We start from the raw sequence: 19,866 nt of genomic DNA on the forward strand, positions 1-19,866 counted from the left end.
GTTTGGAGGCGGCGCCCCGCCCCGCCGTCACCCCTGCGAGTGGCGCGCTTCTGCGCCAGGGGGGGTTCATCGCATGTCCGCTCGCACGTTCCATTCGCTTTTTGCTGCCCTGATCACGTCCACCGCGATCGTCGCCACGCCGGCTCAGGCGGCGACGTTCCGCTTCGACCTGCCGAGCCAGGCGCTGGGCGAGGCGCTGATCGCCTTTTCCAAGCAGGCCGGGGTGAAGATCGTCTATCCCGCCGACGAGGTCCGGGGCGCAGTGGCGCCGGCCGTGCGGGGCACACTGACCCGGCAGGAGGCGCTCCGCCGCCTGATCGCAGGGTCCGGGCTGAAGGTCGTGGGCGACGACGGCCAGCTGGTCGCGCTTGCGCAGGACACGGTGGGAAACGTCCCCGGTGCGGTGGCTGCTGAGCCCGCGGACGAGCCCGAGATCGTCGTCACCGGCTATCGCGAGTCGATCGAGCAGAGCCTTCAGCAAAAGCGCCAGGCCAACGCCTTCATCGACGTCATCACTGCCGAGGACATCGGCAAGTTCCCCGACAAGAACGTCGCCGACGCGCTGCAGCGCATGCCCGGCGTCGTCATCACCCGCGACGGCGGCGAGGGCAGCCGCGTCAGCATCCGCGGACTCCAGCCCGGCCTCACCCAGACGCTGCTGAACGGCAACTTCCTGGCCGGCGCGGATAGCGGCGATCCCCAGCGCTCGTTCAACTTCGTCATGCTGCCGTCGAACTTCATCGCCAGCACCGAGGTCTACAAGTCATCCGAGGCCCGGCTGGAAGAGGGCGGCATCGGCGGGACCATCATCCTCAACACCCGCCGCCCCTTTGACGTGCCCTCGGGCTCCGGCTTCATCTCGGCCGAAGGCACCTATTCGGACAACAGCGACAAGTTCGAGCCGCAGATCGGCGCGCAATATTCGTGGAAGAACGAGGCGGAAACGGTCGGCTTCCTGATCGGCGGCGTCTATCAGAAGCGCACCAACCGCGAGATGCGCTCGACCGCCGGTACCTGGCGCTGGTGGAGCGATCGCGACGCCGATGGCAATGTGCTGGAGCGCGCGACCGACGTGAACGGCAACCCGATCGCCAATGATGCGGCGGTGTCCTACTGGACCGGCGGCGGCCAGAGCACGACCGACGGCACCCACTATACCGGCTATTGGGCGCCCCAGTCGGTGCGCGCCGAGGTCATGGACCAGGATCGTGAGCGCTTCGGCATCCAGGCGACCGCCCAGTTTCGCCCGGTCGATAATCTGACGCTGACCGCCAACTATTTCCGCTTCGAATACAGCAGCGACTATGTGCTCAACCAGCTGACCATCCCCGAATGGGGATATGGCAAGTTCTTCAGCGATGCGGCGTTCGACGAGAGCGGCACCGTCATGCAGTCCGCAACCTTCGCGGTACCCGGCGCCAGCTGCCTCACCAGCACGCCGATGTGCACCATGGAGACCCCGCGCCTTACGGGCTACTACAGCAAGGAGAAGCAGCACTCGCAGACCTACGAGGGCGAGGCGCGCTACAAGCGGGACCGTTTCGAAGCGGTGCTGAAGGTCGGCAAGACCATGTCCGAGGGCGGGCCCTCGATGCGATTCCAGGTCGCCGCCAAGCCCCGCATCACCGTCACCGGGCAGGAGCAGAACGGCAATTTCCTGAGCGCCTGGGACCTGAGCAACCAGGGCGTGGCCATGGAATTCTCGCCCGAGCTCCAGCAGAATCTGATGAACGGCATCGCCCAGATCGACGTCGGCGGCACCACCTCCAGCTTCACCAACAGCGAGATCAGCCAGCCCTATCTCCAGCTCGACCTGACGCGCGAGTTCGACGGGGGGCTGCTGCGCTCGATCCAGCTGGGCGGCAAGTGGCGCAAGCTGAAGGTCCATCGCGAGACCGGCCGCAACGAATGGTATGTCGATGACGCCAACACCCAGCGCTACCAGGACACGGCGGCAGGTGCGGTCGCCCAGCCCGAATATTTCTACGACACGCCGATGGGCAACATCAACGGCGGCTTCAGCGCCAACCTCTACCCAGGCATCAACTTCGAGCGGTACCTGGAAATCATCAACGAGCGCTACGGTGCGTCGGTCCAGGTCGAGGAGCCGAACAACGTCTATGACCTGAGCGAGGAAGTGTGGGGCGGCTATGCCCAGCTCAACTTCGGCACGGGGGGCCTGCGCGGCAACCTGGGCGCCCGGTTGGTCCACACCACCCAGACCGACGAGACCTCGGACCGGCTCCAGTATCTTGACGATTATTGCGTCAACGGTCCCCTGGGCCCGCTCGATCCGAACCGGCCGATCGGCGCCGACGGCAACTGCCAGATCCTGCCCCTGGCCGAGCGCGAGCGGATCGAGAACGTGCGCCTGAACGAGCGCAAGACCTACACGGATTTCCTGCCGAGCCTGAACGTCTCCTATGACGTCACTCCCAACCTGCTGCTGCGCGGCGCGGTCGCAAAGGTCGTCGCCCGGCCGGCGATCTCCGACCTCGCGGGCTCGCGTTCGCTCACCTACAAGTCGGACGCCTATGCGTTCGACCGCGACCAGTTCGGCGAGTTCGCAGGCTGGTCGGGCAGCGGCGGCAACTCGGGGCTGAAGCCCTTTTCCGCCTGGCAATATGACGTGGGGCTGGAATGGTATTTCAGCCGCGGCTCGGTGATCGGCACCACCTTGTTCCGCAAGGATGTCGACAATTTCATCGTGCCGCTGGTGATGGACGTGACGCGCGAGGTTGCGGGGCAGCAGGTGCTCATCGAATCCTATTCGACCGTCGCCAACGGTTCGAGCGCGGTGTCGCAGGGCGTCGAGGTCTATGCGCAGCACACGCTGCCCTTCGGCCTGGGCGCGCAGGTGAATTTCACCTACAACGACACCTCCACCGCGGACGTGACGCTGGACGGGCAAAAGGTCGGCACCTCGCCGCTGGTCGGCAGCGCCAAGACCCAGTTCAACGCGTCGGCATTCTACGAGAACGAGAAGCTGCTGCTGCGCGCCTCGTACAACCGCCGCGGCACCGTGGTCGGCGGACTTTCGTCGGGCCTTAACACCTATACCGCGCCCTATGAGCAGGTCGACATCAACGCCTCCTATGCGCTGACCAACGGCGTGCTGCTGACCGCCTCGGTCATCAACCTCACCAAGTCCGAGGAGTGGCAATATCTGGGCAACGACACCAAGGCCCGCTTTGTCGGCAGCGTCTACTCGGGCCGTCGCGCCTATGTCGGGCTCTCGTACAACTTCTGACGTCCCCCCCTCGGCCGGCTGGGCGTCCCGTCCGGCCGGCCGCCTTTTCTTTTGCACAAGGGCTCACGATGCGTACCGCACTCCTGCTCGGCATGGCGCTGCTCCTGGCAGCCCAGCCCACCGCCGCGCTGGCCTGGGGTGGGCGCGGCCATGCCGTGATCGACCAGGCGGCCCTCGCCGCCCTGCCGGAAGACGGCCCGGTGTTCCTGCGCAACCATGCCGAATTCATCGCCGAGGAGGCCGGCGCGCCCGACACGTGGCGCTCCTCGTCCGAACCTTTCTCCAAGATCGACGAGGACCCGAACCACACCTGGTTCGTCGAGCGGCTCGCGTTCCTGCGCGAGGTGCCGCGCTCGCGCTATGCCTTTGTGCTGGCGCTCTATCGCGAGCATGAACGCGTGCGGAAGACCGATCCCAAGGCGGCGGAGCGGCTGAACGTCCGCTGGACGGGCACGCTGCCCTATGCGGTGATGGAGGGCTATGGGCGCATCGTGGCCGGCATGCGCAGCCTGCGCTCCAAGCAGTCCAAGGGCGAACCCACCGCCAATATCGAGCGGACGCTGGCCTTCTACACCGCCTGGATGTCGCACTACATCGCCGACGCCGCCAACCCCCACCATGTCAGCATCCATTGCGAAGGCTGGGTCGGCGACAATCCCAAGGGCTATGCGACCGGCGGCGGGATCCATGGCAAGTTCGAGATCGGCTATGCCGATGCGATCAACCTCCAGCCCTCCGACTTCTCCGGCCGGATCGGTGCGCCCCAGCGGCAGGACGGCGACCTGTTCGACGCGGTGCTCGCCTACCTCAAGGATAGCAACCGGGAGGTCGAGACCATCTTCGACCTGGATAAGCGCGGGGTGCTTGCGGACCCGGCCAGCCGCGAAGGCCGCGACTTCGTCTATCGCCGCAGCGCCGCCGGCGCCGCGATGCTGCGCGACCTGCTCACCCGCGCCTGGAAGGAGAGCGCGACGCCCGGCGTCGGCGTGGCCCGCCCGCAGGATCCGTCCAGCCCGAACTACGACCCGGAGACCGGTACGGCGCCTGCTCCCTGAGCTCGCCCCTGACGGAACTCGCCCTGTGGAGATCGGTGCGGGGACCCCGGCTCCGTCCGGCGCGTTACCGCCTCAATGCCACACGCCAGCAACATCGTCCGCTGCGACGGACCGGACAGTCCCCACGCGTTCGACATCATCCCGCTGAAGCCGCGCAACGGCATGCTGGATGCGCGCTGCCCGGTATGCCGGGGCCATGGCGAGTGGAACGTCGAGATCGACTTGGTGAGCTTTCGCAGCAAGCGGGCCGTGTGCGACCGTTGCCTGGGTGCCGGCTGGGTCGAGACGGGCACGGACCCCGTCGGCATCCCCGACATCGAGCTCTCGCCCGAGGGCAAGCCGCGCTGGGTGGTGAACTATGTCCCGCGCGAGGATGCCGGCGACGAGCCCGCCTCCGGAAGTACCCTGCTCGAGCCCTGACGCCGCTCCTTCTGCCAGCATTGGACGGCGGGTCGACGCCGCCGCGCCCTAGCGCCAGCTGGTCGCGCGGCGGACGACGGCATCGACCGGCACATCGTGTAGTCGCCGGAAGCGCGCCTCGATCAGGCTGAACAGCCCGAAGCCCAGCAACCCGGCACCGACGATCAGGTCGAACGGATCGGTCAGCCAGGAGAGCACCTGCGCCATGCCGCCGGCTTCGCGTGCCTGTTCCTCAAGGCCGGCGCGCAGGAGCAGATAGCCGCTGATCAGGAACACCAGCCCTCGCGCTGCATAGCCGGCGCGGCCGCTCCACTGTGCCCAGGGTCGCTGCGCGATGCGGGGTTCGAGATAGCGCAGAAAGCTGCCCTTTACGGCCTTTACCAGCTGGACCGCGCCCAATGCGAACAGCACGACGGCGCCCACCATCACCAGCGCCCAGCCGCCCGGCAGCTGCAACGCCATCTCGGCACCCTGCTGCGTCCCGTCGCCGCCCGAGAGCGCCGCGCCGCGCATCAGGCGAACGGCCTGCCATGCCAGGAAGAGGTGGACGATGCCGCTGACCCCCGCACCCGCCCGCTCCAGCCAGCCTTTACGATCCGAACCGTGGCGCTCTATGTCGAAGCCCGCGTCCGCAAGTCGCCAGATGCCATAGGCGACCAGCCCCGCCGCCATCACGCCCAGCAGCAGCTGGCCCCCGCCCCGGCCGAGATATTCGAGTGCTCCGCTCGGATCTTCCGCCCGGCCGGTCCGCAGGATCAGGATGGCGATGACGATGTAGAGCAACCCGCGCGTGGCAAAGCCGATCCGCGTCAGGGATGTCAGGCGCGAACTGGCGTTCATGATGGCTCCTCCGTGAGGGGGAGAAACAGGGTCGCGCCGCTTCCGTTCCACGCCTGCAACGACGACCGCCAATTCCGGCGGGAAGCGGGATCCGCGACATCGGCACCACGGCCTATCCCAACCCCCTCCTGGGCGGCGCTGCCGGGCGTTCGCACCACGGCCGTGTGGCGGGTGGGATATCTGTTAACGGCCTGGTGCTACCCGGGATCGATGGACATGAACCCCGACGGTCCCACTTGCCTTGGCGATACGGATCCGGGCGCGCCGACGCCTTCCCATATCCTGGACATGCTGCCCGGGCTGGTGGCCTATTTCGGCCTGGACCTTCGCTACCGATATGCCAACGAACGCTATTCCGAATGGCGCGGCGTGTCCGGGCGCACGATGGTAGGCAAATACGTCCGGGAGATTGTGGGAGAGCGCAACTACCCGCTGATCGCCGGCAAGCTGCGCGAGGCGGCGGCAGGCACGCCGGTGGTGTACGAATATGACATCTTCGACGGGGAGCAGCAGCGCCGCGTGCAGGGCAGCTATGTGCCCGATGTGGATGCCGCCGGAAACGTCATCGGCATCATCGCGCTGGTGACCGACATCAGCCTGCGCGACGATCTTCAGCGCCGCATCGCGCGCGGCGAGGCGATGTTCAACGAAGCGTTCGAAAATGCACCTATCGGGAACGCGATCGTGGATCTGGAGGGGCGCCTGATCCGGTCGAACCGGGCGTTCGCCGCCATGCTCGCCCGCTCCCAGGAGGAGATGACCACCCTTTCGATCGTGGACATCACCCACCCCGATGACCTCGATGCCGATCTGGAACTTCTCCGAAGCGTGCTGAGGAAGGAGCGCGACGGGTACTGGCTGGAGAAACGCTATGTCCGCAAGGACGGATCGTTCCTCTACGGGAAGCTGGTGGTTTCGGTGGTGCGGAATGACACGGGCGACGCGGTCCGCTTCCTGGCGCATGTGGAGGACATCACCCAGCGCCGCGAGGCGGAGCGCAAGCTGATCGAAACCAACGCCCGGCTTTCGCTCGTCACCGCAGCGATCCCCGGCGGATCGTGGCACCTCGATGTCGCGACGGGGCGTTTCGAAACCTCGCAAGCACTGGCGCAATTCGTGTGCGGCCCCGCCTCCACGACGCTGGACCAGGAAAGCTACGCCTCGCGCATTCACCCGGACGACCTTGCCAGCGTGGATCTGGCGTCCCTCCTGCGCGGCGAGGTCGACCAATCGACCGTGGACTATCGGCTCGACACGGTGTCGGGAACCCGCTGGATGCGCTGCGACCGCCGGCTCCTGCGCGACGCCCATGGTGCGCCAGAGCAGATCATCGGCGTCGCCATCGACTTCACCGAGGAGCATGAGCGGCGCGCGCTTGCCGAAAGCCAGGCAAGCACCGATCCGCTGACCGGCCTTCTGAACCGTCGCGGGCTAGACCAGCGGCTCCAGGCGCTGCCGCAGCAATGTCCGTGCGGGGTGCTCGCGATCGATCTCGACGGGTTCAAGCAGGTGAACGATCAGCTGGGTCACGACGCGGGGGATGCGATCCTGACCCAAACGGCGGAACGGCTGCGCGCCGTGACCCGCTCGACCGATCTGGTCGCGCGCCTGGGCGGCGACGAGTTCGCGGTCGTGCTCGTCGGCCTGGAGCTTCCCGCACTGCAGGCGCTGGCGGAGCGTGCCACCGCCCGGCTGCAAACGCATTTCGCCACGGTCGCCGGATCGCACCTGCGGGTCGGCGCAAGCGTCGGTGCGACCTGGTCGCCTCAGCCGCCCACGTCCGGTGGCATCCTCGCCCGGGCTGATTCCGCCTTGTACCAGGCAAAGGCCGAGGGTCGGGGAAGGCTGCGCGTGCTTGTGTGACAACAAGCCGCTAACCGTCACTGCGTGTTCGTCTGGGCTTCATAGGCCGCTTGTTCCGGAAGCGCCTGGCTCCCGCGCGGCGTGGTGGTCGGCACGGCGTTGAACGACCGCAGGATTGCCCAGATCACGAAGATCGAGGCGACTGCGATCAGGACGAAGATCAGCTTCGCAGTCATGGTCGGTTTCATCCGGCGTCCCCCTGAAGCCTGTCGTACGGCGCCGTGCTGCGCCGGGGTCGCGGGCACCCGCCGCCTGCGACCCTTGTCATCTGGACGGCAGCGTTCTCCGGCCAGCGTCGGGCAAGGAGACCGCGGGCACGGCCTCCAGTCTGTCGACCAGGGCCTCGAACGCATCGTTCTCCCCGACCGGAAACACACGCTCCAGACAGCTTCCAAAGGCTTCCAGGTCCCGTCGCGTGAGCAAGGCGACGGCGACGATCTTACCGTCAGGCACGTTGGCTCTCCATTCGGAGGGACAAACATCCGGGCGCGCGAATGGTGCCACGGGATTGCTCCCCTATGCGCGTTTCCAGCGCCACGGGCCCCGGGCCGTTCGACCAAGCCTCTGAAAAAGCACCGCTCCCGCATGCGCCTTTAGAGAAAGTAGAGAGTTCCCGTTCATGGGGGGCCGATGGCGCGTTTGATTGTTCGGCTGAAAAACCTGCGACATTCCGATCACCGGATCACGGCGCAGGTCCGTGCGGTGCTGGTGAAGTCTCTTTATGCCTCTCCGCAGTCGCTCATCCTGGGCGCATTGACGAGCAGCGCGATCGCAGCGGTAGTATCGGCTGCGAGTGGGGACCGCTGGCTGATCACTTGCGCGATCCTGATCGGCGTGGTCGGCCTGATCCGCATCATCGATGCGACACGATTATATCGGCAGGAGCTGGCGGAGGGCGCGAAGGGTCCCGGGTCGGCGGGGCGGCATGAACTGCTCTACCGGCTAGGCGCGCTGAGCTTTTCCGGGTTGCTGGGCCTGTTCGGCCTGCTCACGCTCACCCGCACCGACGATGGCGTCCTGCAGCTGCTGTCCGTGACGACCGCCATCGGCTATGCAGCGGGCATTGCCGGGCGCAATGCCGGGCGGCCGTGGATCGCGCTGTCGCAGCTGTGCTGCGCGTCGCTGCCGCTCGCCGCCGGGCTGCTGATCGCGGGCGAGCCGTTGAAGGCGGTCCTGGCGGTGGTCATCCTGTTGTTCGTGGTGGCGATGATGGACATCACGCTCCAGACCTATGCCGCGATCCTGAGGGCGACGCTGGCGTCGAACGAAAAGGCCGCGCTTGCCGAACACAATGCGGCGATGGCGCGGCGCGACGACCTGACCGGCGTTGCCAACCGCACCGCATTCCGCGAGCAGTTCGAGGCGCGGCTGCGCGACCTCGCGGCAAACAACGGCAAGCTCGCCCTCCAGTGGCTGGACCTCGATCACTTCAAGGAAGTGAACGATTCGTTCGGGCATCTGGCGGGCAATGCGTTGCTTGCCGCCGTGGCCCAGCGCCTGAAGGACCAGTTCGACGACGGCAGCGTGGTGGCGCGACTGGGCGGCGACGAATTCGCCATCGTCTGCGCCATCGGCCACAGGCAGGACGCGGTCGCGATCGGGGACACGATCCTGGAGCTGGTGAAGCAACCCGTTTCCTATGACGGGCACACGCTGCGGACCAGCGCCTCCGTAGGCGTGGCGATTGCGCCGGAAAACGGCGGCGACGCCGACACGCTGCTGCGCAATGCGGACCTCGCGCTCTATCGGGCTAAGGAAAGCGGCCGCGGCCAATTCTCTTTCTACGAGCCGGAAATGGACGAAAAGATCGAACGCCGACGCCAGCTTGCCGCGGAATTGCACGGCGCCTTGGAGCGCGACGAACTCCACCTGATGTTCCAGCCGATCTTCCGCCTTGCCGACGAGCGAGTTACGTCGTTCGAGGCACTGCTGCGCTGGACCAACCGGCGGTTCGGACCCGTCTCTCCAGCCGAGTTCATCCCGATCGCGGAGGACAGCGGCCAGATCGTCGAGATCGGCAGCTGGGTTCTGGATCAGGCGTGCCGCGCGGCAGGCGGCTGGCCCGCCGGCGTCCCCGTTGCCGTCAACCTCTCGCCCATCCAGCTGCGCTCAACCGACCTGCCTGCCGTGGTCCTGGACGCGCTCCGCAGCAGCGGCCTCGCGCCCGAGCGGCTGCAGCTGGAGGTTACCGAGTCGGTCCTGCTGGAGGATGTCGACACATCGCTGGCGGCGCTGCAGGCGCTGAACCGGATCGGCGTGTGCACCACGTTGGACGATTTTGGCACCGGCTATTCCTCGCTCAGCTATCTGACGCGCTTCCCCTTCCAGACGCTCAAGATCGACCGCTCCTTCATCGCCGACCTGGACCATAGCCCGGCGTCGATCGCGATCGTGCAGACGGTGGTCGACCTTGCCGCCAAGCTGGGGATGCGGACCGTGGCCGAGGGGGTGGAGACCGAGGCGCAGCTGGCCCAGCTGCGCCGCACCCGGTGCGATTCGGTACAGGGCTTTCTGCTCGCGCGGCCGATGCCGGCGAACATGGTGGAGGCCATGTTCGCCGACGGCTCAGCCGGAGCTAACCCCGGCGGTTAGGGCGCTCCGCGATCAGTCGAGCGCCTTGTCGAGCAGCCGCGTCTGCGCCCCGATCAAGCGACGCATCCGCTTCAGGTCGCCCTCGGTCAGCCGCAACGCGGCGTCCGCCCAAAGTTCGACCACCGCTTCCAGCTCGGAAAGCGGCAGCGGGTTGATCGCGCGCGACGCCTCATAGATCGCGCAATGCGCGCTGTGGCGGCGTCGGTTGTGGCGGATATAGTCCTCCACCGCGCGACGCCCCTCCCCACGCTCGGCTAGGGCATGGACGAGGCCAAGGTCATACAGCTCCTCCGCGTGGTAGGTCCGGCCGCTCAGGATCATCTGCTCCGCGCGTGCGGCACCCAGGCGGCGCGACAGGAAGCAATGCGCGCCCATGCCGGGGAACAGCCCGAACAGCGTTTCGGGCAGGCCGAAGGTCGTGCCGCGCTCCGCGATCACGACGTTGAACGAGAGCAGCGCCTCGAACCCGCCGCCCAGCGCGTCGCCCTCGACCAGCCCGATCGTCACGATCGGCAGGTCGAGCCCCAGCATGTTGCGATGGAGGATCCGCACACAGGCACGTCCATATCCCGCCAGCGCATCACGATCGCCGGCCCGGATGTGGTGGGAAAAGAGGTCGAGGTCGCCCCCGAGCGAGAACACGCCCGGAAAACGCGACCCCAGCACCAGATAGTGGATCGGCACCGCCTCCGCCGTGCAGGCCTGGGTGATGTCGTCCTGCCACTGCGAAAATTCCCGCAGCAGGTCCGGATTGAAGCTGGGCCGGGTGCGGGGGCGCATATAGGTCCACAGCGTCTCGAGATTGGAATCGTAGCGGGCCTCCAGCTGATTGAACTGGAACAGCGGCCGCTTGCCACTGCTTGCCCCGGATAACGGCATTTCCGCTTCCACGCCCTCGCTGCGGTGGTCGAGTGCGACAGATTGATGATCGACTTTCATTTGCTTTCCTCATCACATGCAGCACCATGCTGCCTGCGGAGGATAGGTCGGGGACGGTCCGGATGCGGGATGCTGTATTAGGTATTCACCGTATCGCCCCTGGCGTGAAGACGGAGACGGGCAGCATCAACGTGCCGCCCTTCCGTCCGCCGCGCCATCTGCCACTCCGCCAGGGCGGCGGAGCAAGCAGGACCGTCTGATCGGCGCCGAACTAAAGCGCGTCAAAGTCGATCGTGGCGTGCCGATCCAGCGTGTGCGGCGCTTCGGGCATCGGGTATTTCAATCCCGTCGCGCAGTTGAAGAGCACGACCTGCTCGTCGCCATCGACTTCGCCGGTCCGCAGCGCTTCCCGATAGGCGGCCAGGGTCGCCCCACCCTCGGGGCAGAGCAGCAGCCCGTCCTGCTTCGCGCAATCCTCGACCGCCTGCAGGATCGCAGGATCGTCCACGCTCAACGCCTTGCCGCCGCTCTCGCGAACCGCGCGCAGGATCAGGAAGTCGCCGACCGCCCGGGGTACGCGGATCCCCGCCGCGACGGTATGGGCACCCTCCCAGCGCTCCGCATGTTCCTCGCCCGCCTCGAACGCGCGCACGATGGGCGCACAGCCGCTCGCCTGCACCGCATACATCCGCGGGCGCTCCGGGCCGACCCAGCCAAGCTTCTCCAGCTCGTCAAAGGCCTTCCACATACCGATTAGTCCGGTGCCGCCTCCGGTCGGATAGAAGATCGCATCGGGCAACCGCCAGCCGAGCTGGGCGGCCAGCTCAAGCCCCATCGTCTTCTTGCCCTCGATCCGGTACGGCTCCTTCAGCGTCGAAAAGTCGAACCAGCGGCCTTCTGCCGCACCCTTGGCGACGATCGCGCCGCAATCGTCGATGAGGCCGTTCACGCGCCACACGCGCGCGCCCTGCATCGCGATCTCGCGCACGTTCACTTCGGGCGTGTCTTCCGGGCAGAACACGATCGTCTCGATGCCGCACCGGCTTGCATAGGCCGCCAGCGCCGCGCCCGCATTGCCGTTCGTCGGCATGGCGATCCGCGTGACGCCCAGCTCCTTCGCCATGGCGACCGCCATCACCAGCCCGCGCGCCTTGAAGCTGCCGGTCGGCAGCCGTCCCTCGTCCTTGACGAGGACGTTGGCGCCGCCGCTCCGCGCGATCGGGATCAGCGGCGTTTCGATCTCGCCCAGGCTGACGATGTTCTCGGTGCCCCGGACCGGCAGCAACTCGCGCCAGCGCCACAGGTCGCTCGGCCGCGCCTCCAACGTTTCGCGCGACAGGTTCGCCTTCACCGCGTCCAGATCATAGCGGACCAGCAGCGGCCGCCCGGCACGCGACAAGCCTTGCAGCGTGTCGGCATCGTACAGCCCGCCCGAGATCGAGCATTCCAGGTGCGTGACAAAGGTCGGGCGGTCGGTGACGAGATTCAGGTTCATGCAATCGGCCTCGAGAAGATGCGGTAGCTGTTACGCGCGGACGTCGCCGTCCGCTCAATGCAGGGCGAAATACGTGACCAGATCGTAGATATAGTCGCGTCCGCGATACAGTGCGTCGGCTGAGATGCGCTCGTTCAGCCCATGCGTCCCGGCCGTGGCGGGATCGTTCCAGAGCCCGGGGATACCGTAGGTCGGGATACCGAGCTTGCTCAGATAGGTCGCGTCCGTCGCCCCGGTCGATTGCGTCGGGATGACCGGCACGCCGGGAAAGTGCTTGGCGCCGATGGTCGCGATCGGCTTCAGGATCGCCGGATCCAGCGGCGCCGCTTCCGCGACGGGCCGTTCCTGGATGGCGCTGCGCAGCACCTTCACCTCGGGATCGGCGATGGCCTTCTCGATGGCTGCCCTGGTTTGGTCCGCGGTTTCGCCCGGGGCGATCCGGCAGTTGATGCCGGCGGTGGCGCGCTGCGGCAGGGCGTTGGCGGCATGGCCGGCCTGCGCCAGCGTCGCGACGCAAGTGGTGCGCAGGATCGCATTCAGGCTGAGGTCGCTGGTGACGATGCCGGCGGCCGCCGCATCGCCGGGGTCCTTGGCAAGCCGGACCATCGCTGCCCCGAATTCATCCTTCCGCAGCGCGCCGGCCTGGGCCAGAAACGCCTGCGAAACGGGGTTCAGGTGCAGTGGAAACTGCAGCGTGCTCAGCTTGGTGAGCGCCGCAGCCAGGCGGTAGATCGCGTTGTCCGGCCGCGGCTGGGAACTGTGCCCTCCGGGATTGGTGACCTCCAGAACGAAGTTGCGCGGCGACTTTTGCGCCACCTGGACGCCCAGCGTGTCCGGCCCGCCGCCCGGCGCGGTCCGCCCGCCACCGCCCTCATTGAAGGCGAAGCCGGCCTTCATGAGCTCGGGCCGGTTGTCCACCAGCCAGCCGGCGCCGTTGAGCACGCGCTCGTTGGTGCCTTCCTCTCCACAGGTCAGGGCCAGCTTCACGGTACGGCGCGGCTGAACGCCCTTCTGCTTCCAGCGGATCAGCGTGTCCGAGAAGATGGCGGCCTGCGCCTTGTCGTCGCTGGCGCCGCGCGCATAGAAATAGCCGCCCTCCTCGATCAGCTTGAACGGCTCGCGGACCCAGTCCTCGCGCTTGGCCTCGACGACGTCGATATGCGCGAGCAGCAGCATGGCCGGCGCTTTCGCGTTCGATCCCGGCCAGGTCACCACAAGGCCGCCGTCGCGAGGCCGGTCGGGCGGAACGTAGAGCGTCAGGTCGCGGTCGGCGAACCCTGCACTGCGCAGCCGCGCGGCGATCTGGCCGGCCGCCTTGGTGCAGTCGCCGACCGACGATGTCGTGTTGGTCTCGACCAGTTCCTTGTACAGGTCGAGGAAGGCTGCCCGGTCGGGCCGAGACGCGGTTTCCTGTGCCGCCGCTGCCAGCGGCTGGAACGCCATCGCAGCCGTGACCATGATCCTGAGCGAGATGCACTTCATCCAGTCATGCTTCCTGTTCAAACGCGGGTGGACGGGATGCGCCATCTGCGGGCGCATCCTCTTCTCGAAACGATCCTTACTTCGCTGCCGTCTGAGTGGGGCCATAGAGGACACTGTTAAAGAGCAGCTTGAAGGTGGAATAGGGCTGCGCGCGCTGGGTTACTTCCGGCCCCAGCAGATATACGTGCCCCTTTCCCAGCGTCGCGTCCACGATCGCGGTCGTGCCGTTCAGCGTCTTCTGCCCCCAGGCCCAGCCCGACCGCAGCGGATCGTCGCTCGCGAACCAGGCCACCCGCCGCAGGTTGGCGTCCCCTTGCGCCAGCGCATAGGTGGGGTTGTTGTAGTAGAACACGTCCGCCGTCGCTGGCATGCCATAGGCGATGGGGTTGGACGGGTCGAACTGCGCCGACAGGATCGATCCGGGAACATAGAATTTGCTGCTCGGCAGCGGCACGGACTTGCCGTCCTTTTGCTCCGCCAGCTGGTTGGTCACGCCCAGACCGAGCTTTGCACCAAGGGTGGTCGCATTGCCGACGGCGATCACCGTACCACCCGCCCTGGCGAAGCTCGCAAGTTGCGGGACGGTCTTTTCGTCCGTCAGTTGGCCGAGCATCGGGCGAAACTCGGCGGGGATGTCCTTGGCATCCGGCAGCTTGCGCCGACGGCCGCCCTCCCGTCCGAACACGTCGCTCTGGAAGACCAGCACGTCATACTTGCCCTTCAGGTTCCCGCGATCGAGTTCCTGGGGATAGACGCGCTTGTACGGGAATTCGAACTGCTCGAAGATCCAGCGCGTCCAGCCGGAAGCCATCGAGCCGCCATAGACGTCCACCAGCCCGATCCGCACCGGCCGCAGGGCGACGCTCGCTCCCTCTGGCTTTGCCGCTACCTTATAGGCGTCGATGCCCAGCGAGGCGACGGCCGCTTCCACGATCGCCTTCGACCTGGCCGATGCCGGGATCCACAACGTACCAGGCGGCAGCGTACGCCCTTCCACGGTCACGGGAGCGGAAATCCATGAGACCGGCGCCTTGGCTTTCAGCAGGCGGTTGGTGAGGCGGAAGCTGTTGTTGGTGGCATGGGACACCACATAGCCGGCGTTGCCAGTGCCGATCACATGGCCAGCGGGCGGCGAGGCGATCAGGTCCGGCACCGCAGGCATCTCCGGCGGGGCCGTGTCGAGCAGCCGGTCGAACTTCACCCCCATCTGCAAGGCAAGCGTGTAGCCCGTGATGTCATAGGGCCGAACCGGCGGTCCGCCGGGATAGGCGAAGTCATGCGGGTGGTCCTGCGGCTCGAACATGTCGAGGATGTGCGGGCGGAACGCCTGGTCCGCGCGGACGATGTACGAGCCCGCCGGATAGGTTGCGCTGCCGACGGCGAACGCCGCGTTCGCCTGCTGCACCTCGACGCCGTTCTTGATGAGCGTGTTGAGGAATGCGACCGTCGTCGGCATGTCCCGCTGCGCGTCCGCCGGCAGCACATAAGCCCGCGGCATGCGCTTGGCGGGGTCGTGCAGGACGGTGTCGAAGAGCTTGCTGGGAACTGTTGCGCTGTCCTCGCCGCCCGCCCCTTCGGCAAGCCTCGTATCCCCCGGAGCAGCCTCTTGCTTTGCCGCTGCTTCCAGCGCCTCGATCCGCTTGGGCGTCACGATCCAGCTGTCGCGGCTGCCGTTCGCGATCTGGTCGCGCCCCATGATGTAGCGGTTGTAGAGCACCGTCTCGCGATTACGCGAGGCATAGTCGAGCATGGCCCGGTCGAGCGAGCGGACATAGTCGATCGATTGCTGGAAATGCCACGGCTGCGGCGCGATCGGCGCCGCCAGGTCTTCCCGTGCGATCTGGTGCTTGGGCACCAGCGGGATTTCCATCGGCGTGGGGCTGCCGATGATCTCGGTCAGGATGCCGGGCACATTGTGGAAGTTGGCGATCGTGCGGAGATTGCCGTTGAACCAGGTCGAATAGGGTGCGCCCGACCGCATCACCGAACCGGGCTTTCCTTCGGCAAGCAGCCGGCCATGCATCGCATAGGCCAGCCCGTTGGTCATGTTGATGACCAACGGTTCGTTGTTGTAGTTCAGCGGGTCCCGGAACGGTGGGATGAAGACGACGGTTCCTTCCGGTCCGGTCTGATGCTGATTGTAGGCGAGCTGGGGAAACCAGTCCCGGAACATCGCCTTGTTGATGTTCGTCGTCTCTGCCTGGGTGACGGCGAAACTGTCGCGGTTGTCGTCGTGACCGACGTAGTGGTGATAGAGGACGGGGATCGTATCGACCTTGCGCGCCTTGATGTCGGTGGGGCGCATGTACCAGTTCGCGACAAGCTCCAGCCCGTCGGGATTGGCGAAGACGAACAGCGCGATGTCGTCGTTGAGGAGGCGCAGGGTTTCCGGGTCGTTGCCGGTCAGCAGGTCGTGGATGATCTGGATATGGGCCTGGCCGTTGACCGTCTCGGTCGCATGGACGCCCGCATCGATCCACACCATCGCCTTGCCCTGCCGGGCCAGCGCGCGCGCGGACTCGTCGGACAGTCCCTTCGCCAGCGCGAGCCTGCGCGCCACGTCCCGATGCTGGTCGAGGTTGCGGATGTTCTCCGGTGAGGAAACGACCACCATCCACTGCTCACGGCCTTCCGTCGTCTTGCCGATCGACACCAGCTTGATGCGGTCGCTCTCTGCGGCGACCTTTTGCAGCCACGCCGTGATGCTGGTGTAGTTGGCCAGGAAGTAATCCGATCCCGGCACGCCTCCGATCACGTCCTTGGGATCGGTGATCTGCGCCGTTGTCGGAGGCGCGAGCTGGGCCTGTGCAGGCCCGGCTGCGACGATTGCCAAGATGGTCGTGGCAAGAAGAAGACCGCGCATTTCTTTCCCCTTTCGAAGGCCATAACGATGGCCTGCAGTGCGCATGCCGCGCAGCACGTCTCGTGGAATCCGGTTCATGCCCATGCGGATCGTCAGCCCAGATCGAACCGCAGGCCCAGCCGGAACGTCCGGCCCAGAAAGTCGTAGAGCGACCGGTTCGTGCCGGGATCGGGGCTCGACGTGTCCGACGGACCGCTGCCCACCAGCGCCGGATCGCGATTGAAGAGGTTCCCCACCTGGAGGAAGAACTCCGTATTCGCGGCGGCGATCTTCACCTTCTGGGAGATATAGGCGTCCACATAGAAGGCACCCGGCAGATGGTTGTCGGAGATCGTCCGGTTCAAGGCGGTGGAGGCCGGGCAGTCGCTGTCACATTCGATGTAGGCGTTGCTGTAGACGCCCGAACTGAAGCCGCGTCCGGTCAGCTGAACCGTAAGGTCGTCGATGCTGTAATTGGCCGTGACCCGGAACTTCCACTTCGGAAGTGCGCCGCTGTTCTGACCGACGACGTTGGTCGGCGGCTGCGTTCCGTTGTCGGCCCGGCGATCGATGTTCCGGGTAGCCAGCGCGCGCAGCGACAGCGTGCCGGGCAGCCCTTCCGAAATACGGTCCAGCGGTGTCTGGTAGCTGGCCTCCACGTCGACGCCGCGGCTGCGCTCTTGAACATAGTTGAAGTTGGACGTGTAGACCCAGATGTCGCCGAGGTCTGAAATGGCGCCCGGGCCGGTCGTACGGTCCCAGCCATCGCCATAGGCATAGGTCGGTGCCGCCACGTTGCTCTGGGTTGCCAATGCGATCTGGCGGCAGAGATCCTCATTGCCCTCAAAGCAGCGGTCGACGATCTGCTGCGCGCTCAGCGAACCGATCGCGCCCTTGATCCGGATATCGTAATAGTCGACCGACAGGCCGAAGCCGGGCAGGAACGAAGGCTGGTACACCAGGCCAACGTCCCAGGTATCCGCCTTTTCGGGCCGAAGGTTGAGGTTGCCCTGCGGCACACCCCGGTATCGCGCCGAGTTGCCGGTCCAGGGGTTGAGCAGCGAGTTGGTGTTGCCGCCGCCAGACTGGAACAGCTCGGAAAGGTTCGGCGCGCGAATGTCGCGGGACCGCACGGCCCGCAGGCGCAGGTCGCTGATGGGGCTCCAGGTGAAGCCCGCCTTCCACGTCACGACCTCCCCTGCCTGGCTGTAGCTCGTCAGGCGGGCGGCGCCGTTGAAGTCGAGCTTGAAGGGCAGCGAGATGAGCGTCTCGATATAGCCCTCGGTGACGTCATAGTGACCCGCCACCTGTTCGTTGGTCGGGAAGTTGCCACTGTACCACCCGCTTTGCGCGAACTCGGGCGTATATGCGGAGGTTTCCTCGCGGCGATGCTCGACACCAAAGGCCAGCCCGATCGGCTTCAGCCAGGGATTGTCGATATCCGTGCTGACGTTCAACGCGGCAACGTCCTGCTGGAACCGCGTCCTGGTCCAAGGATTGCCCATGATATAGTTCACGGCATCCGCCGAGTTCACGCCGATGCCGAAGCTGTTGAACGGCACGCATCCCTGGGCGAGCGGGTCGGTGCTGCCGGTCTGCGTCACCCGGCAGACGATCGCCGTATGATCCGCGTTCCAGACCGCGTCCCGTGCGTACGCCAGCTTCGTGCGGTTGGGGGAAGTCAGCTCGATACGGTTTTCGGTGACACCGTGCTGATAATAGCCGTCCCACTTCCAGTTCGTGTCGAACAGATTGAAATGACCCTCGGCACCGATCAGGTAGCGCTGCACTTCGCGGGTGTTGTCGCTCTGTCGCGTGGGATAGTCCGCGTTGAACGAGCCGAGAGTCAGTCCGGTGCTTGCGAGGCTTGGATATTGGGCGAGCAAGGCTGCGGGAATGAACGCGTTGTCGCCCCGGATCGTGATATTGCCCCGGTCGGTCTGGCGCCCTCCCCAGTTCAGGCCGCGCGTGCGGTTATAGGAGGCCTCTGCGAACACCTCGACGGCATCGCTGATCTCGTAGCTCAGCCGCCCGTACACGCTCCGCAGGCGCTCGCCCGGTTGCAGCGACGTACCATCGATATGCTGGCTTTCGCGCCAGTCGCCGCCGATCGTCCACTCCCCGTTGCCGGCCGGGTTGTAGTTGTCGCCATAGTCGTAGCGGTTGATCGTGCCGCCCTGGCCGAAATACACGCCGCGCGCCGGACCGCTCACGACGATGCCGCCGCCGGTAACACTGTTCAGGCCCGCCTGCGTGGACGGCATATACTGGGGCTGCCCGTTCCCCGGGACATAGGCGGGGTTCTGGGTCATATACATGCCCTTTTCCGCCCAGCGCCTGGGTACGCCCCGAACGCCCTCCCGCTGGAGATAGGTCCCGCTGACCAGCAGATGCCCGCGGCCACCTGCAAACGGCGTGCCGGCGGTCAGGGTCGCACGATAATTGTCGTCGTCGCCATAGGTCGTCTGGCCGTAGCTCAGGTCGCCCTTGATGCCGGTATACTCCTTGTCGAGGATATAGTTGACGACGCCCGCCACCGCGTCGGAGCCATAGGCAGCGGAGGCACCGCCCGTGACGATCTCGACGCTCTTCACCAGCCCCTGTGGAATGGTGTTGATGTCGACCGTACCGTCCGTCGCCGAAGCGACTGACCGACGGCCGTCAAGCAGCACCAGCGTGCGATTGCTTCCCAGGCCGCGCAGGTTCACCGTGTTGAGACCGGCCGCACCACTGGCAAGCGACCGATTGCTGTTGGCGGGCGTGATGCTGCCCGCGACAGACGGAAGCTGGTTGACGAAGTCGGCGAGATTGGCAGGCGAGTTCGCCTGCAGTTCCTGCGTGCTGATCACCGTTACGGGCGTGGGCGTATCGTAGCCATTGCGGCTGATGCGGGAGCCGGTGACCACGATGTCTCCGGATCCGGTTGGCGGAGCGGAAAGTTCAGGCGCTGTTTCCGGCGAGGTGATGACCGGGGCTGCGTCCTGGGCATATGCGTCGGGCGCCGTGGAGATCAGCAACCCCGTGACCAAGGCGGCCCAGCTCACCGTCTGGCGAATAGCTGGCGGACATCGAAACGTCCCGCGGGAGGCGAGAACGTGATTCACATAGCTTGCCGACGCCCTCTTGTGAGCCTCCCCGACCGAGAGTG

At 66.3% G+C, this 19,866-nt stretch carries 13 protein-coding genes; 5 read left to right on the top strand and 8 right to left on the bottom strand.

What is annotated here, in order from left to right:
• The first annotated feature begins 73 nt into the window (after window positions 1-73).
• From LK533_RS10215 to LK533_RS10225, 3 genes are all read left to right on the top strand, one after another.
• Entirely contained in the window at window positions 74-3,250 is a 3,177-nt protein-coding gene (locus tag LK533_RS10215) for a TonB-dependent receptor (RefSeq protein ID WP_229362718.1), read from the top strand.
• A gap of 68 nt (window positions 3,251-3,318) precedes the next feature.
• Window positions 3,319-4,305: a nuclease gene (locus tag LK533_RS10220; RefSeq protein WP_229362719.1), complete on the top strand. Its 987-nt coding sequence runs from the start codon at window positions 3,319-3,321 to the stop codon at window positions 4,303-4,305.
• Window positions 4,306-4,380: 75 nt separating this feature from the next.
• Window positions 4,381-4,725, top strand: a complete 345-nt coding sequence (locus LK533_RS10225; RefSeq protein WP_229362720.1) for a hypothetical protein — start codon at window positions 4,381-4,383, stop codon at window positions 4,723-4,725.
• Window positions 4,726-4,773: 48 nt separating this feature from the next.
• On the opposite strand, the gene LK533_RS10230 is transcribed toward LK533_RS10225, so the two are convergent.
• Entirely contained in the window at window positions 4,774-5,565 is a 792-nt protein-coding gene (locus LK533_RS10230) for a DUF1206 domain-containing protein (RefSeq protein ID WP_229362721.1), read from the bottom strand.
• Window positions 5,566-5,781: 216 nt separating this feature from the next.
• Between LK533_RS10230 and LK533_RS10235 the strand changes: the two genes are divergently transcribed.
• On the top strand, window positions 5,782-7,428 hold the full coding sequence (locus LK533_RS10235) for a GGDEF and EAL domain-containing protein (protein ID WP_229362723.1): 1,647 nt from the start codon (window positions 5,782-5,784) through the stop codon (window positions 7,426-7,428).
• A 17-nt stretch (window positions 7,429-7,445) separates the two neighbouring features.
• On the opposite strand, the gene LK533_RS10240 is transcribed toward LK533_RS10235, so the two are convergent.
• Entirely contained in the window at window positions 7,446-7,616 is a 171-nt protein-coding gene (locus LK533_RS10240) for a hypothetical protein (protein WP_229362725.1), read from the bottom strand.
• Window positions 7,617-7,692: 76 nt separating this feature from the next.
• Entirely contained in the window at window positions 7,693-7,881 is a 189-nt protein-coding gene (locus tag LK533_RS10245) for a hypothetical protein (protein ID WP_229362726.1), read from the bottom strand.
• Between the two features lie 177 nt (window positions 7,882-8,058).
• Between LK533_RS10245 and LK533_RS10250 the strand changes: the two genes are divergently transcribed.
• Entirely contained in the window at window positions 8,059-10,020 is a 1,962-nt protein-coding gene (locus LK533_RS10250) for a putative bifunctional diguanylate cyclase/phosphodiesterase (RefSeq protein ID WP_229362728.1), read from the top strand.
• A 12-nt stretch (window positions 10,021-10,032) separates the two neighbouring features.
• Here the strand turns inward: LK533_RS10250 and LK533_RS10255 are convergent, their stop codons facing one another.
• The 5 genes from LK533_RS10255 to LK533_RS10275 form a co-directional block, all read right to left on the bottom strand.
• A complete protein-coding gene (locus LK533_RS10255; RefSeq protein WP_229362730.1) occupies window positions 10,033-10,959 on the bottom strand; it encodes a crotonase/enoyl-CoA hydratase family protein in 927 nt (308 codons plus the stop codon).
• Between the two features lie 211 nt (window positions 10,960-11,170).
• A complete protein-coding gene (locus LK533_RS10260; RefSeq protein WP_229362732.1) occupies window positions 11,171-12,394 on the bottom strand; it encodes a threonine synthase in 1,224 nt (407 codons plus the stop codon).
• A 54-nt stretch (window positions 12,395-12,448) separates the two neighbouring features.
• Window positions 12,449-13,897, bottom strand: coding sequence for a M20/M25/M40 family metallo-hydrolase (locus LK533_RS10265; RefSeq protein WP_324255284.1), 1,449 nt, complete (start codon window positions 13,895-13,897; stop codon window positions 12,449-12,451).
• Between the two features lie 55 nt (window positions 13,898-13,952).
• The gene (locus tag LK533_RS10270) at window positions 13,953-16,739 is read right to left on the bottom strand and encodes a M14 family metallopeptidase (RefSeq protein ID WP_229362733.1); all 2,787 of its coding nucleotides are present in this window, start codon (window positions 16,737-16,739) and stop codon (window positions 13,953-13,955) included.
• 92 nt (window positions 16,740-16,831) lie between these two features.
• Window positions 16,832-19,762, bottom strand: a complete 2,931-nt coding sequence (locus LK533_RS10275; protein ID WP_229362734.1) for a TonB-dependent receptor domain-containing protein — start codon at window positions 19,760-19,762, stop codon at window positions 16,832-16,834.
• Between the last annotated feature and the right edge of the window lie 104 nt (window positions 19,763-19,866).

This window comes from Sphingomonas sp. PL-96 (assembly GCF_020707215.1).
Taxonomy (GTDB): domain Bacteria; phylum Pseudomonadota; class Alphaproteobacteria; order Sphingomonadales; family Sphingomonadaceae; genus Sphingomonas.